The following is a 14586-nucleotide window of genomic DNA, read 5'->3' as shown; positions in this document are numbered from 1 at the left end:
CCTAGTGGCCCCGCGTGACGGGCGTTGGTGTCGCCGGGTGGATTGGATGGTCGCCGCCGAGCCTGGGTGGGGCCCAGGGGCGCAAGTCAGTCGGTCGGGACTTCGAGGTCGCTCTTGGCCAGCTCCTCGACGTTCACGTCCTTGAACGTGACGACCTTGACGTTCTTCACGAACCGCGCCGGCCGGTACATGTCCCAGACCCAGGCGTCGGCCATCGTCACCTCGAAGTACACCTCGCCGTCCGCGGAGCGCACCGCGAGGTCCACCTGGTTGGTCAGGTAGAAGCGCCGTTCGGTCTCGACCACGTACTTGAACAGGCCGACCACGTCGCGGTACTCGCGATAGAGCTGAAGCTCCATCTCGGTCTCGTACTTCTCGAGGTCTTCAGCGCTCATGCCCACGCTCCCCTTGGTCGGTCTTCAATCACAGTCATTGTCACCCACAACGCGGGGAAACGTTCGCCACGTTGGCATATGTGAACCGGTGCTCCGGACATGGCCCGTACTCCTCAAGCGCCGCCTGGTGGGCCGGCGTCGAGTACCCCTTGTGGATCTCGAAACCATAATGCGGGTGTTCTCGGGCCAATTCCGTCATCATCGCGTCCCGGACGGTCTTGGCCAGCACCGACGCGGCCGCCACGCAGGCCGCCACCTGGTCCCCTTTCCACATGGCCAGGCTGGGGCAGGGCAGGCCGTCCACCCGGAACCCGTCCGAGAGCACGTAGGCGGGGGCGACGTCGAGCCGGGCCACGGCCCGCCGCAACGCTTCGATGTTCGCATGATGCAGGCCCCGGCGGTCCACCTCGGCCGGCGGTATGGCGACCCAGGCATAGGACAGCGCGCGCCGCTCGATCTCTATGCGGACGCGGTCGCGCGCCTTCTCGGTGAGCAGCTTGGAGTCGGACAGCTCGGCGATCCGGCCCGACATGCCCGGGCGCAGGATCACGGCCGCCGCCACCAGCGGGCCGGCGCAGGCGCCGCGACCGGCCTCGTCGGCTCCGGCGACCGGGGACAGCCCGGCGCGGGCCAGGGCGCGCTCGTAGCCGTAGATGCCCGCATCGGAGCGGATGGCTACGCCGCGCGGCAGCGTGGATGTCGGCGTGGTGGTCATCGTCTCTAACGTACAACTGCCCGGGGACGACAATGGCGGCCGCGTCAGGAAGTCCCTGCCGCGACCGCCCCGGCCTGCGGAAACGCAGTGGTCGGCGAGGTGGTGGTACTACAGCCCTAGTGCGTCCAGCGCCTCGAGCTTGCGCAGCTTGCGGCGCCGCCGGACGATCGTCACCGGGATGGCGAGCGCGACCGCGGTGGCCGGCACGGCGCCGGGCGCGGCCAGGGCCTGGAAGCTCTGCTTGAACGTCGACGGCACCGGCAGGGTCCCGAAGTGGTCCGGCGGCCACACCTTCAGCACCGCGATCCCGACCACGTTGCCGACCGGCACGAAGCCGCCGGTCGGGCCCTTGATGTGGGCGCGGGAGTCGACCGAGACCTCGCGGTGGTCGCCCATGACCCAGATGTGGTCCTTGGGGACGTCCACCGAGAACGGCTCCATCGAGGGCAGGTTGCTCGGGTAGAGGTAGCCGTCCTCCTTCAGCGGCACGCCGTTGACGGTGACCGGCTGGCCGTTGCCCTTGCTCTCGACGTGGTCGCCGCCGACGCCGATGACCCGCTTGATCAGGTCGCCGTTGTCCTCGGGCAGCAGCCCGATCGCGGTCAGGGTCTTGCTGACCAGGTTCTTCGGCTTCACCGGCTCGGACTCCAGCCAGCCGCCCGGGTCCTGGAAGACCACGATGTCGCCGCGGTTGGGCTCGTGGCCCATCCAGTTCGAGAACCGGTTGACCAGCACCCGGTCGTTGATCTCCAGCGTCTGCTGCATCGAGCCGGAGGGGATGACGAACGCCTGCACCAGGAAGGTCTTGATGACGAAGGCCAGCACCAGCGCGATCGCCAACAGGAACGGCAGTTCGACGATGAACGGGCGCGGCTTCTTCGGGAAGGCGAAGCGCCAGACCGCGACGAACGGCGCGTAGAGCCACTGCCACCACGCGCGCGGCGCCGGCGGCCGCGGCGGTCCGACCACCGGCTCGTCCGAGGAACCCGAGGAACCCGAGGAATCGGAGAAATCGGAGGAATCGAAGGAACCCGAGGTATCCGACGAACCCGAAGCATCCTCGGAATCCGCGGAGACGGAGGAACCCCGCGCCCCGTTCCAGGACTCTCCGTTCTCCGACCTCCCGGACCTGCCGGACCTCCCCGGCTCCCCGAACGTCCCGGACTGGTCGTGCGCCGCCTGGTCGGGACGCGGGACCATCCCCTCGCCGCGCCCGGCCGTCTCGGCCGTCTCGGAGCTCTCGTCCACTGTCACAGTCTGCCCTTCCGCTGACCTGCCAGGCCCGCTCCGCTTCGCTGCCCGGTCCATGTCGCTGTTCCCTTCGCAGTGCCTCGCACGTTCGGTTCAGCCAACCGGCCGCTCCGTACCCAACCGCCTCCGCAGCCGATTGGTTACGCCTCCGGGGGCCGGAAGAACCACCGCGCGGCCGACCGCCGGCAGCGACGTCCCCCGTCGGCGCAGGCGGCGCAGCCATCCGGCCCGCAGCGGCACCGCGAGGGTGAACCCCCACAGCACCGGCGGCGCCGCCGCGGCGCCCCGCAGCGCCTGCGCGGGATGGTTCAAGGAGAACGTGGAAGGCGTGCCCAGCCCGCCCATGCGGGTCAAGGGCCAGATGCGCACGAAGGCGTGGCCCTGAACGTTGCCGTAGGGCACCAGCCCCTGAGACTTCTCCTGGAGGTGCACCCGGGAGTCCCCGGAGTCGCTGCGGTGGTCGCCGAGCACGAAGATCGTGCGCGGCTGCACCGTGATCGGGCCGAACGCGGCCTGCGAGGGGTCGTCCAGGCGCCCGCCGGCGTCCTTGTAGAGGTAGGTGCGCTCGTCCAGCGCCACGCCGTTGACCGTCACCGGACTGCCGGCGCCCTTGCACTCGATGACGTCGCCCGGCACCCCGGCCACCCGCTTGATCAGGTCCTGCTCGTTGCCGGCCGGCAGCAGCCCGACCCAGGTGAAGGCGGTCTTGATCGCGCCCACCACCGCGTTGTCCTTCTTCACCTGCGACGGGTCCAGCCAGCCGCCGGGATCCTTGAAGACCACGATCTGCCCGCGCTGCGGGGTCCAGCCGAACCACGGGGTCAGCTTGTTCACCAGCACCCGGTCCCCGGGTTCGATGGTGTGCTGCATCGACTGCGACGGGATGAAGTACGCCTGCACCATGAACGTCTTGATCACCAGCGCCAGCAGGAGGGCCACGCCGAACAGGATCGGCAGTTCCTTCCACAACTTCACCGGTTTGAGCCGGCGCCTGCGCCCTCTGGCCACCGGCCGCACCCTTGCCCGTTCGTCGTCGAGGGGCCTAGCGACCCGGTTGGCTACAGCAGGACGGGAACAGCAGTTCCCCAGCGCATCAAAGTTATCGGACGAGCCTGAGGATTGTGTAAACGGCACCAGGCCGTACCCTGAGAAAGGGTACGGCCTGGGCTGGGAGCGGACGCGGCGGGCGGACCCGGCTCAGTGGCCGGCGACCGACTCGCGCTTCTCCTTGATCTTCGCCTTCTTGCCGCGCAGGTCGCGCAGGTAGTACAGCTTCGCCCGGCGGACGTCGCCGCGGGTCACGACCTCGATCTTCTCGATGATCGGGGTGTGCAGCGGGAACGTGCGCTCCACGCCGACGCTGAAGCTGACCTTGCGGACGGTGAAGGTCTCGCGCACGCCCGAGCCCTGGCGGCGGATGACGACGCCCTTGAACTGCTGGATGCGGGAGCGGTTGCCCTCGACGACCTTGACGTGCACGTTGACGGTGTCACCGGGACGGAAGTCCGGGACGTCGATGCGCATCGACAGCTCGTCGATGATGGACAGCTTGTCCATGGTCTCTCCTCGTGGACGCCACAGGTCGGCCACGGCTTCGTGGTGAACCTACGATGGGCTTGAGACGCCGTGGGCGGGTCCCCCTGTGGCAGGGCGCGTCCGGCGGGGCAGGCGATGCGCTCACGAAAAGCGGCACCTGCTCAAGCAGTACCGGCCTAGTCTGCCACAGCGTCCGGGTCGAAACGAAATCCGCCCGGGCCCGCCGACCAGCCCAAAGCCGCCAGCCGAGCCCGGTCCTTCTTGTCCAGGGCGTCGGGATCCAGCCCCTCGATCAGGTCCGGACGCATCGCCGCGGTCCGCCGCAGCGCCTCGTCCCGGCGCCAGCGGGCGATCACCGCGTGGTTGCCGGACAGCAGCACCGGCGGGACCTCGCGGCCGTCCCAGGTGGCGGGCTTGGTGTAGACCGGACCCTCCAGCAGGCCGGCCATGCCGCCCTCGGAGGCGTGGCCGAAGGAGTCGTCCTTGGCCGACTCGGCGTTGCCCAGCACTCCGGGCAGCAGCCGGCCCACCGCCTCGACCATCACCAGCACCGCGACCTCGCCGCCGGCCAGCACGTAGTCACCGATGGACAGCTCCTCCACCGGCATCCGCTCGGCCGCCGCCTCGACGAACCGGCGGTCGATGCCCTCGTAGCGGGCCGGGGCGAACACCAGGTGCGAGGCGGTGGCCAGGTCCTCGGCCACGCGCTGGGTGAACGGGCGCCCGGACGGCGTCGGCACGATCAGCCGGGTCCCGGCCTCGGTCCCCGGCGGGACCAGCCCGGTCAGCGCCTCCCACCAGGGCTCAGGCTTCATCACCATGCCCGGCCCGCCGCCGCACGGCGAGTCGTCCACGGTGTTGTGCCGGTCGTGGGTCCAGGTCCGCAGCTCGTGGACGCGGATGTCCAGGATCCCGGCGGCCGCCGCCTTGCCGATCAGCGAGACGTCCAGCGGCGCCAGGTACTCCGGGAAGATGGTGACGATGTCGATGCGCATGGCGGATCCGGCCCGGCTACTCGACGCTGTCCAGGTCCAGCAGCCCGGCGGGTGGATCGGCGACCACGCGGCCGCCGGCGACGTCCACGACCGGGACGAACTGCTTGATGAACGGGATCAGCACCTCGGGGCCGTCGGGCCGCTTCACGGCCAGCACGTCCTGCCCCGGCAGGTGCAGCAGATCGGCGATCTCGCCGAGCACCGAGCCGTCGGCCAGCTCCACGGCCAGCCCGACCAGCTGGTGGTCGTAGAACTCCTCGGGGTCCTGCGGGCTCTCGTCCGGATCGGCCTCGACCACCAGGACGGTGTTGCGCAGCGCCTCGACCGCGTCGCGGTCGGCCACGCCCTCGAAGGACAGCAGCAGGATGCCGTTGTGGAACTTGGCGTCGGTCACCACCAGCGGCCCGCGCTCGGCGGGCTCGGTCAGCAGCCGCGCGCCGCGCGCGAAGCGCAGGTCGGGATCGTCGGTGCGGACCTCGATCGTGGCCTGGCCGCGGATCCCGTGCGCCCGGCCGATCCGGCCGACCACGAGGCGCAGCGCCTCGGGCCGGCCGGCCGGGTCGTTCTCGGTTTCGGGGCTCACCGGTAGCCGGCCGCCTCGACCAGGTCGACGCGCAGCGACCGGCCGCCGAGCGCGGCCATCACGGTGCGCAGCGCGCGGGCGGTGCGCCCGCCGCGGCCGATGACCTTGCCCAGGTCGTCCGGATGCACCCGGACTTCCAGGACCTTGCCGCGGCGCTGGTCGCGCTCGCGGACCCGGACCTCATCGGGGTGCTCGACGATGCCCTTGACCAGGTGCTCCAGGGCCTCTTCCAGCATGCTCAGCCCTCGGAAGCGATCTCAGCCTCGACGGCCGGGGCCGGGGTCTCCACCGGAGCCTCGGTCGCCGGGGTCTCTTCGGCCTTCTTCTCGGCCTTCTTCTTCGGCGTGGTCGCGCCGGCCTTGGGCTCGTCCGCGGCCTCCTTGGCGGCGGCCTCGAACACGGCCTTGCGGTCCGTCTTGGCCGCGGCGACCTTCATCGGCGCCGGAGCGTCCAGGCCCTTGAACTTCTGCCAGTCGCCGGTGATCTTCAGGATCGCCTCGACGGCCTCGGTCGGCTGCGCGCCGACGCCCAGCCAGTACTGCGCCCGCTCGGAGACGACCTCGATGTACGAGGGGTCCTCCTTCGGGTGGTACTTGCCGATCTCCTCGATCGCGCGGCCGTCCCGCTTGGTGCGGGCGTCGGCCACGATGATCCGGTACTGCGGGTTCCGGATCTTGCCCAGGCGCTTGAGCTTGATCTTGACTGCCACGGTGTGGTGTCTCCTGCTTTTTGTCGACTGCGGGTGGTGCCGCCGCGCCGCCACGTGGGGACATGGCATCGGCAGCAGCCGGATGGACACGGCTTAGCGCAGGAGAGAGGGCCATGCGCGACCGGTACAAGCTTCCATTGTGCCAGACCGTCGGGGCTGGTTGGACCGCCCCGGCGCACCCCGGGCCGGGTGCTGCCGGGGCGGGTCCGCGGCCTCCGGTCCGAGCCCTCCGGTCCGCGGCCTCCGGCCGGTATGACCGGTGCTGCCGGTGCTGCCGGTGCTGCCGGTGCTACCGGTGCTACCGGTACTCCCGGTACTACTGCGGAGGCAGCAGGTTCTTGAACTCGGCCGGCAGTTCGAACTGGCCGCCGTCGTCGCCGAACGCCGAGCCGTTGCCGTCCTTGCGGGCCTGCCGCGCCGCCTCCTCGGCCTTGGCCTTGGCCGGGTTGCCCGAACGCGAGCGGCCCTTGGACTTGGAGGCCTTGTCCGCCGCCTTGGCCTTGGCCGACTTGCGCTTGGTGCCGCCCAGGGCGCCGACGCCGGGCAGGCCCGGCATGCCGGGCATCCCGCCGCGGGCCATCTGCGACATCATCTTCTTGGCTTCCAGGAAGCGCTCGATGAGGTTGTTGACCTCCTGCACCGTGGTGCCCGAGCCCTTGGCGATGCGCTGCCGCCGGGAGCCGTTGATGATCTTGACGTCGTCGCGCTCGCCCGGGGTCATCGACTTGATGATGGCCGCGATCCGGTCGACGTCCTTGTCGTCGATCTCGTTGAGCTGCTGCTTCACGTCGGCCATGCCCGGCAGCATGCCCATCAGCTTCTTCATGGAGCCCAGCTTCTTCAGCTGCTCCATCTGCCGCAGGAAGTCGTCCAGCGTGAACTCGTTGCGGGCCAGCTTGATGGCCATGTCCTCGGCCTCGCGGGCGTCGAACGCCTTCTCGGCCTGCTCGATCAGGCTGAGCATGTCGCCCATGTCGAGGATGCGGCCGGCCATCCGCTCGGGGTGGAAGACGTCGAAGTCCTCCAGCTTCTCCCCGGAGGAGGCGAACATCACCGGCTTGCCGGTGACCTCCCGGACCGACAGCGCCGCGCCGCCGCGGGCGTCGCCGTCGAGCTTGGTCAGCACCACGCCGTCGAAGCCGACGCCGTCCTGGAAGGCCAGCGCGGTCTCCACCGCGTTCTGGCCGATCATCGCGTCGAGCACGAACAGGATCTCGTCGGGGCGGACCGCGTCCCGGATGTCGGCGGCCTGCTGCATCAGCTCGGCGTCGATGCCCAGCCGGCCGGCGGTGTCGACGATCACCACGTCGTGCATCTTCGTCTTGGCGAAGTCGACGGAGTCCTTGGCCACCTTGACCGGGTCGCCGACGCCGTTGCCCGGCTCCGGGGCGAACACCGGCACGCCGGCCCGCTCGCCGACCACCTGGAGCTGGGTCACGGCGTTCGGGCGCTGCAGGTCGGCGGCCACCAGGATCGGGGTGTGGCCCTCGGTCTTGAGCCAGCGCGCCAGCTTGCCGGCCAGCGTGGTCTTACCGGCACCCTGCAGACCGGCCAGCATGATCACGGTCGGCGGGTTCTTGGCGAAGCGCAGCCGCCGGGTCTCGCCGCCGAGGATCCCGACGAGCTCCTCGTTGACGATCTTGACGATCTGTTGCGCCGGGTTCAGCGCCTTGGAGACCTCGGCGCCCTCGGCCCGTGCCCGGACCGCGGCGACGAAGGGGCGGACGGCCTGGAGCGAGACGTCGGCCTCCAGCAGCGCGCGGCGGATCTCGCGCAGCGTGTCGTCGATGTCCTGCTGGGAGAGCCGACCCTTGCCGCGCAGGTTCTTGAAGGTCGCGGACAACCGATCGGAGAGCGTGTCGAACACGTCGTATTCATCCTTCGCGCGGAAATCAACAGATCGGGCGGATTGATAACCGCCGTAGTCCACCAGGGTAGCCGCTGACGTGGCGGACTCCCGAGTCCGAGGAATGTTGTCAGTACGGTGCGCCACGATGGAGTCAATACGAGGTGAGGGAGAACAGCACAGTGACTCTGGTCAACAAGTACGCGGGCACGTGCGCCGCGTGCAAGGGGCTGGTGGCGGCAGAGGCCGGGACACGCGCCAATGTGGACGGCGCGTGGCAGACCTATCACCACGAGTGCGCACCGGAGTGGAAGCCGGAACGGCCGGCGGCCGAGGGCGCGGCCGGGCCGGGAGCCGCGCCGGGCCAGGGCGCGGGGCACGGCGCGGGTCAGGGCTCGGGTCACAGCTCGGGTCACGGCGCCGGCCACGGACCGGCCCCGGTCCCCCCGCAGCGCGGCGCGCACGACGGCTGGCACCGCCGCCGGCTGGCCGGGTTCGACACCGAGACCACCGGCCGGGACCCGCGGACCGTGCGCATCGTCTCGGCGGCGCTGGTGGCCTCCGACGGCACCGAGAAGCGCTTCCTCATCGACCCCGGCGTCGAGATCCCGGCCGAGGCCACCGCGATCCACGGCATCACCACCGAGTACGCCCGCGCGCACGGCACCGCCCCGCGCGAGACTCTCGACCAGATCGCCGACACCCTGGCCGCCGAGCTGCGGGCCGGCACGCCGCTGGTGGTCTTCAACGCCCCCTACGACCTGACGCTGCTGGAGGCCGAGCTGGCCCGGCACGGGCTGACGCCGCTGGCCGCCCGGGCGCCGGTCGCACCGGTGATCGACCCGCTGGTCATCGACCGGCAGATGGACAAGTTCCGGCGGGGCGCCCGCACGCTGGAGGCGCAGTGCCAGTTCTACGGGGTCACCATCACCCACGCGCACGACGCCGCCGCCGACGCGCTGGCCGCGCTGAACCTGGCGCAGGTGATCGGGGCGAGCTACGCCGCGGTCGGGACGCTGGACGCGGTGCGGCTGCACGAGGCGCAGGCGCGGTGGAAGGCCGAGCAGGAGGCCGACCGGGCCGCGTACCGGGAGCGGCGCGGGGAGAAGTCGTACGCGGAGCCGGAGTGGCCGACGCGGCCGCTGGCGACCTCGGCGTGAGCAAGTAAGCAAGCAGGCGAGTGAGCAAGTGAGCCAGGGCGCGACCGGGTCGATCGGTCGCGCCACAGGGTCGGGCCATTGACGCCACAGCGTCGGGCCATCGAATAGATCGGTCACCGCTTCGGGTGTCGCCAAGACGTCGCCAAGACACCCCTCAAACACCCCTCAAATACCGGCTTGAGCCCCGCTCGACGTGCCGCTGGAGCATCGGCCGGCAGTCCGGCGGAGCCCCGGTCGCAGGGAACTCAAAAGGGCGGTGGGCAGACCCTGTCAAGGGGTTGCCCGCCGCCCTCTCGCCTCTACGCAGCTCCGTATGCGTGCGGCCGTCAGTGCCAGAACACGGCGATGACGATGTTCGCCAGCGTCAGACCGCCGATGGCGAAGTAGACGCCCTTGTCGATCTCCTCCTTGGCCCGCTGGGTCCACACCAGTGCCGAGATCACCACCAGGACAATGAGTTTGACCGCCATCTTCGCCGAGGGCGGTTCGTGGTGCAGTCCGTTCTTGTCCACCACATACAAAGCCAGGCCGGTGACCAGCATCGTCGCCACGCCGTGCAGCATCGCCGGCACGATCCGCTTGACCGGCGCGGACATCTGCGTCAGGAAGCCGCCGAGCAACGACGCGAGGCCGACGAAATGCAGGACCAACAGGCACTCTTGCAGTACTTTCACGCCCGCATCCTACGATCACGGGCCGCTTTGCCGACAGCCTGTCGCTTCAAAACGTCCACACGGCCCAGTACGAATCCGGACACCGGCTGCCCAACCAGGACCACTAAACCCGAGCGAAGGTAAAATCCTGGTATAGCGCGCTGGAGCGGTCCGTTTTGTCGTTCGAGATCTCGCTATGGTTACGGCCGGACCTTCGTACACACACCACCCACCCGGACGGTGGCGGGGGTTCACCGCCGAGTCTGGCGAAGCGGTGTCCGCGGCTGGAGGCTCACAGCAGCCGAGGCGGAGACCGTGGACCCGGAGCCGGGGACCCACAAGTCCCACCGGCCCGCATCCATTGGGGCCAGGGGTGAATCGGTCCGCCGCGTACCCCCCTCGCGGCGCCGTAGGGCACGCTTCTCAGCCCGAACCCGACAGCTAACCCGGTAGGCGGCCGCGAGAAGAAGAGGAGTGCCGCCCTCGTGGCGTCTCACAAAACCGTGACCACCCATCGCGCGTCCAAGAAAACCATCACCGCGACCCGTACCGCGGTGACGCTGGCGAGCGCTACGGTCGGTTCCATAGCCCTGGTGCCCGGGTTTGCTCACGCCGACCCGACCGCGAATCTGAACGACGTTCAGAACAAGGTCAAGGACCTGCACGAGCAGGCCGAGGCGGCATCCGAGGCGTACGACAAGGCCTCCGGGGACCTTGCCACTCTTCAGCACAAGGTCGACCAGATCCAGGCGCGGATCACCGCCGAGCAGACGCAGCTGACCACGGCGCAGTCCGCTCTGGGGAGCCTGGCGGCCGCGCAGTACCGGGCCGGCGGCGTGGACAGCTCGCTGCAGTTGATGCTCTCGGTGTCCCCCGACACCTTCCTGCAGCAGGCCACGGCGATGAGCGAGGTGACCGACAAGTCCTCGGACTCGATGAAGTCGGCCCAGGAGATCAAACGCCAGCTGGACCAGGACAAGGCCGAGGCCTCGACCGACCTGGCGCAGCTGCAGAAGACCCGCGACCTGATGGCCCAGAACATGGCGGACGTCAACGCCAAGGAGAAGCAGGCGCAGGACCTGCTGAACACCTTGACCAAGGCGCAGCGCCAGCAGTACGACACGCAGCAGAAGCAGCAGACCACGCAGCAGGTGAAGCCGCCGGCCGTGAACCTGCCGCCGGCGCCGAACGCCCGCGCGCAGATCGCCGTCAACTTCGCCAAGGCCCAGATCGGCAAGCCCTACGTCTACGGCGCCGCCGGCCCGCGCAGCTTCGACTGCTCCGGCCTGACGATGGCGGCCTGGGCCGCGGCCGGCGTGTCGATGTCGCACGGGTCGTCCGACCAGGCCTACGAGTTCCCGGCCGTGAGCATGAAGGACATCCAGCCGGGCGACCTGGTGATCTACTACGGCAGCATGCACCACGTGGGGATATACGTGGGCGGCGGCAGCATCATCCACGCCCCGTACAGTGGCACGGTGGTGCAGTACGCGTCGGTGACCTCGATGCCGATCGCAAAGATCGTCCGGCCATAGCGACCGGGCCGCGAGCCAACCGCGGGGCGCCGACTTCCACGTCGGCGCCCTTCGACGTTGTCAGGGGGATGTATGTCAGAGTACGGAGTCAGTCGGGAGACCGGGGCGGACGGCGCGGCCGGGACGGGGGCCGGGACGGCGCAGGCCCGGCCCGGCGCGGACGAGCCGTGGTTCGAGCGGTCCGAGGCGGGGGACGGCGCGGTGCCGGCGGCCCCGAGGAGCTCGGCCTCGGCGGCCTCGAACGGGGCCGGGCTCGCTGACGGCGCCGCCAAGAACTCCGACGACTCGCTGGACTCCGACGACGGCCTGGGCGCGACCGCGGATCCGGACGACGACGACCGCGAGCCGGTCGAGGAGTACCTCGACGCCGACCCGCAGCAGTGGATCAGCGGCCTGATCGCCGATCTGGAGCGGGCCGAGCAGGGCATCGGCTCCGGGCCGCGGGACGTGCTGATGGCGCGGATCAAACTGGCGCAGGCCTACTCCGAGCTCGGCGACACGATGCAGGCCGCTCCGCTGGCGGTGACGAACGTCGTGCAGGCCCGGCGGCTGTTCCCCTCCAGCGAGGGGATGCTGCGGCAGCTGCGGGAGTTCCGCGACGCGGCGTGCGAGGCCGCGGGCTGGACCGCGGCGATGATGCGGGAGTCGGAGGAGGACCTGGCCGACGAGCAGCCGAGCGAGCTGGTGACCCGGCAGTGGCCGGCCGCCGAGGCGGTGGCCGAGGCCTGGCCGGCGGTGGGGGTCGCCGACGACGAGGAGCCGTTGCTGGGGGGCGAGGAGCCGGTCCTGAGCGGCGAGGGGCAGGCGGATCCGACGGCAGCGGCCGCAGAGGCAGTGGCCGACGCGGAGCCGAATGCTGAGGTGCTGAATGCTGCGGTGCCGAATACTGAGGTGCCGGTAGCCGCGCCGGCGGCTGCCGCACAGTCGAATGCTGCACAGTCGAATGCTGCACAGTCGAATGCTGCACAGTCGAATGCTGCACAGTCGGTGGCGGCACAGTCGATGGCTGCCGCACAGCCGATCGCCGCGCAGCCGATCGCCGTCGCGCAGCCGAACGCCGCACTCGCAACCGAGCCCGAGACAGAGTCCGACACCGACACCGAGCTCGACTCCGAGATAGAACCCGAATCCGCACCGGAGCCCGAGCCGGTCGGCGCCGTCATCCACGAGTTCGTGCGCCGCACCCCGGAATCCGAGGCCGCGCAGAGCTCCTGGACCGCCGACCCCCAGGGCGCCGTCGCGCCGCCCGCCGAACTCGCGATCCCGACGCCGCCGGAGCCGGAGTACGCCGAGGAGATCGAGGCCACCGTGCCGGTCGCCGACTTCGCGGCGTTCGAGGAGATCATCCGGCTGCGCTACGAGCTGCGCGAGGCGCACCGGACCATCGACCGCCTCAAGCACGTCAACCGCAAGCTGCGCGAGGCGCTGGAGTTCGAGGCCGAGTAGGCCGAGCAGGCCGCACAGCCCGAACAAGCCCCGCAGCCAGGCCTGCCGAATACGCAGAGCCCGAACACCGCATACCGCACACCGCACACCGCACAGCGAAGGGCCGGGTCCGAAGACCCGGCCCTCGCGGCGTCGTCAGGCGGCCGCCGTCACAGCGTCACCGCGATCGGCGCGCCTACTCCCACTCGATCGTCCCCGGCGGCTTGCTGGTCACGTCCAGCACCACCCGGTTGACGTCGGCGACCTCGTTGGTGATCCGCGTGGAGATGCGGGCCAGGACCTCGTACGGCAGGCGGGACCAGTCGGCGGTCATCGCGTCCTCGCTGGAGACCGGGCGGAGCACGATCGGGTGCCCGTAGGTCCGGCCGTCGCCCTGCACGCCCACCGAGCGGACGTCGGCCAGCAGCACCACCGGGCACTGCCAGATCTCCTGGTCCAGGCCGGCCGCGGTGAGCTCCTCGCGGGCGATGGCGTCGGCCTCGCGCAGCAGGTCCAGGCGCTCCTTGGTGACCTCGCCGACGATCCGGATGCCCAGGCCCGGGCCCGGGAACGGCTGGCGGCCGACGATCGCCTCCGGCAGCCCCAGCTCCCGGCCGACCTGGCGGACCTCGTCCTTGAACAGCTTGCGCAGCGGCTCGATCAGCTCGAACTGCAGGTCGTCGGGCAGCCCGCCGACGTTGTGGTGGCTCTTGATGTTGGCCGCGCCGGTGCCGCCGCCGGACTCCACGACGTCCGGGTAGAGCGTGCCCTGCACCAGGAAGCGCACCGGCTCGCCGGCGTCGGCGGACTCGGCGACGATCTCGCGCTCGGCCTGCTCGAAGACCCGGATGAACTCCCGGCCGATGATCTTGCGCTTCTCCTCCGGGTCGCTGACCCCGGCCAGCGCCGACAGGAAGCGCTCCTCGGCGTCGACCACCTTCAGCTGCACGCCGGTGGCGGCGACGAAGTCCTTCTCGACCTGCTCGGCCTCGCCCTGGCGCAGCAGCCCGTGGTCGACGAACACGCAGGTGAGCTGGGAGCCGACGGCCTTCTGCACGATCGCGGCCGCGACCGCCGAGTCCACGCCGCCGGACAGCCCGCAAATCGCGCGCTTGGTGCCGACCCGCTCGCGGATCGACTCGACCTGCTCCTCGACGATGTTGCCGGTGGTCCAGTTCGGCTCGATCCGGGCGCCCTTGTAGAGGAAGTTCTCCAGCAGCAGCTGCCCGAACTGCGAGTGCAGCACCTCGGGGTGGTGCTGGACGCCGTAGAGGCGGCGCTCGTCGTCCTCGAAGGCCGCGACCGGGGTCTTGGCGGTGGTGCCGGTGACCTTGAAGCCCTCCGGCGCGGCCACGACCGCGTCGCCGTGCGACATCCACACCGGCTGCTCGGCGGCGGAACCGGTGAACAGCGTGGAGTCGGTGTCGCTCACCTCCAGCTGGGTGCGTCCGTACTCCCGGCCGCCGGTCTTGTCGACCACGCCGCCCAGGGCCCGGGCCATCGCCTGGAAGCCGTAACAGATGCCGAGCGTCGGCACCCCGGCGCGGAACAGCTCCGCGCCGACGTTCGGCGCGCCCTCGGCGTAGACCGACGACGGCCCGCCCGAGAGGATCACCGCCTTGGGCTTCTTGGCGAGGATCTCGGCCACCGTCGCGGTGTGCGGCACGATCTCGCTGTAGACGTGGGCTTCGCGGACCCGGCGCGCGATGAGCTGCGCGTACTGGGCCCCGAAGTCGATGACAAGAACGGTGTCGGCAGGCTGCTCCATGATGCGGTCAAGTCT

At 70.4% G+C, this 14586-nt stretch carries 15 protein-coding genes and 1 riboswitch; of the genes, 3 read left to right on the top strand and 12 right to left on the bottom strand.

What is annotated here, in order from left to right; genetic code table 11:
• Positions 1-86 precede the first annotated feature (86 nt).
• From ABD481_RS24765 to ffh, 10 genes are all read right to left on the bottom strand, one after another.
• A complete protein-coding gene (locus tag ABD481_RS24765; RefSeq protein ID WP_012785735.1) occupies positions 87-395 on the bottom strand; it encodes a DUF2469 domain-containing protein in 309 nt (102 codons plus the stop codon).
• 40 nt (positions 396-435) lie between these two features.
• Positions 436-1110 carry a ribonuclease HII gene (locus tag ABD481_RS24760; RefSeq protein ID WP_344668144.1) on the bottom strand — a complete coding sequence of 225 codons (675 nt, stop codon included), beginning with the start codon at positions 1108-1110 and terminating at the stop codon, positions 436-438.
• Between the two features lie 108 nt (positions 1111-1218).
• Positions 1219-2358, bottom strand: coding sequence for a signal peptidase I (gene lepB / locus ABD481_RS24755; protein ID WP_344668143.1), 1140 nt, complete (start codon positions 2356-2358; stop codon positions 1219-1221).
• 96 nt (positions 2359-2454) lie between these two features.
• Entirely contained in the window at positions 2455-3336 is an 882-nt protein-coding gene (gene lepB / locus ABD481_RS24750) for a signal peptidase I (protein ID WP_344668142.1), read from the bottom strand.
• Positions 3337-3558: 222 nt separating this feature from the next.
• Positions 3559-3918 carry a 50S ribosomal protein L19 gene (gene rplS / locus ABD481_RS24745; RefSeq protein WP_344668141.1) on the bottom strand — a complete coding sequence of 120 codons (360 nt, stop codon included), beginning with the start codon at positions 3916-3918 and terminating at the stop codon, positions 3559-3561.
• A 155-nt stretch (positions 3919-4073) separates the two neighbouring features.
• The gene (trmD, locus tag ABD481_RS24740; RefSeq protein WP_344668140.1) at positions 4074-4892 is read right to left on the bottom strand and encodes a tRNA (guanosine(37)-N1)-methyltransferase TrmD; all 819 of its coding nucleotides are present in this window, start codon (positions 4890-4892) and stop codon (positions 4074-4076) included.
• A gap of 16 nt (positions 4893-4908) precedes the next feature.
• The gene (gene rimM, locus ABD481_RS24735; RefSeq protein ID WP_344668139.1) at positions 4909-5475 is read right to left on the bottom strand and encodes a ribosome maturation factor RimM; all 567 of its coding nucleotides are present in this window, start codon (positions 5473-5475) and stop codon (positions 4909-4911) included.
• Complete coding sequence (locus tag ABD481_RS24730) at positions 5472-5711, bottom strand: RNA-binding protein (protein ID WP_012785728.1); 240 nt, start codon at positions 5709-5711, stop codon at positions 5472-5474. Before ABD481_RS24730 ends, rimM begins: the two co-directional genes overlap by 4 nt.
• 2 nt (positions 5712-5713) lie before the next feature.
• A complete protein-coding gene (gene rpsP, locus ABD481_RS24725) occupies positions 5714-6184 on the bottom strand; it encodes a 30S ribosomal protein S16 (protein WP_344668138.1) in 471 nt (156 codons plus the stop codon).
• Between the two features lie 316 nt (positions 6185-6500).
• A complete protein-coding gene (gene ffh, locus ABD481_RS24720) occupies positions 6501-8051 on the bottom strand; it encodes a signal recognition particle protein (RefSeq protein WP_344668137.1) in 1551 nt (516 codons plus the stop codon).
• A gap of 161 nt (positions 8052-8212) precedes the next feature.
• On the opposite strand from ffh, the gene ABD481_RS24715 reads away from it, so the two are divergent.
• Positions 8213-9190: an exonuclease domain-containing protein gene (locus ABD481_RS24715; protein WP_344668136.1), complete on the top strand. Its 978-nt coding sequence runs from the start codon at positions 8213-8215 to the stop codon at positions 9188-9190.
• A 326-nt stretch (positions 9191-9516) separates the two neighbouring features.
• On the opposite strand, the gene ABD481_RS24710 is transcribed toward ABD481_RS24715, so the two are convergent.
• Positions 9517-9864, bottom strand: a complete 348-nt coding sequence (locus ABD481_RS24710; RefSeq protein ID WP_344668135.1) for a hypothetical protein — start codon at positions 9862-9864, stop codon at positions 9517-9519.
• A 268-nt stretch (positions 9865-10132) separates the two neighbouring features.
• A riboswitch (cyclic di-AMP (ydaO/yuaA leader) is annotated at positions 10133-10314 on the top strand.
• 14 nt (positions 10315-10328) lie between these two features.
• Between ABD481_RS24710 and ABD481_RS24705 the strand changes: the two genes are divergently transcribed.
• Both ABD481_RS24705 and ABD481_RS24700 read left to right on the top strand, forming a co-directional pair.
• Positions 10329-11378 (top strand): C40 family peptidase, encoded by a 1050-nt coding sequence (locus ABD481_RS24705; RefSeq protein ID WP_344668134.1) that lies wholly within the window; start codon positions 10329-10331, stop codon positions 11376-11378.
• 72 nt (positions 11379-11450) lie between these two features.
• Positions 11451-12824, top strand: coding sequence for a hypothetical protein (locus ABD481_RS24700; RefSeq protein WP_344668133.1), 1374 nt, complete (start codon positions 11451-11453; stop codon positions 12822-12824).
• Positions 12825-12999: 175 nt separating this feature from the next.
• Here ABD481_RS24700 and guaA read toward each other — a convergent pair whose 3' ends face one another.
• Positions 13000-14571, bottom strand: coding sequence for a glutamine-hydrolyzing GMP synthase (gene guaA / locus ABD481_RS24695; protein WP_344668132.1), 1572 nt, complete (start codon positions 14569-14571; stop codon positions 13000-13002).
• Positions 14572-14586 lie beyond the last annotated feature (15 nt).

Source organism: Catenulispora yoronensis, from assembly GCF_039531695.1.
GTDB classification, from domain to species: domain Bacteria; phylum Actinomycetota; class Actinomycetes; order Streptomycetales; family Catenulisporaceae; genus Catenulispora; species Catenulispora yoronensis.
This window is presented reverse-complemented; position numbering and strand designations above follow the sequence as displayed.

Coding starts and splice junctions, on each gene's coding strand:
- ABD481_RS24765 (WP_012785735.1), bottom strand. CDS start 395: ATGAGCGCTGAAGACCTCGAGAAGTACGAGACCGAGATGGAGCTTCAG.
- ABD481_RS24760 (WP_344668144.1), bottom strand. CDS start 1,110: ATGACCACCACGCCGACATCCACGCTGCCGCGCGGCGTAGCCATCCGC.
- rplS (WP_344668141.1), bottom strand. CDS start 3,918: ATGGACAAGCTGTCCATCATCGACGAGCTGTCGATGCGCATCGACGTC.
- trmD (WP_344668140.1), bottom strand. CDS start 4,892: ATGCGCATCGACATCGTCACCATCTTCCCGGAGTACCTGGCGCCGCTG.
- ABD481_RS24730 (WP_012785728.1), bottom strand. CDS start 5,711: ATGCTGGAAGAGGCCCTGGAGCACCTGGTCAAGGGCATCGTCGAGCAC.
- ABD481_RS24700 (WP_344668133.1), top strand. CDS start 11,451: ATGTCAGAGTACGGAGTCAGTCGGGAGACCGGGGCGGACGGCGCGGCC.
- guaA (WP_344668132.1), bottom strand. CDS start 14,571: ATGGAGCAGCCTGCCGACACCGTTCTTGTCATCGACTTCGGGGCCCAG.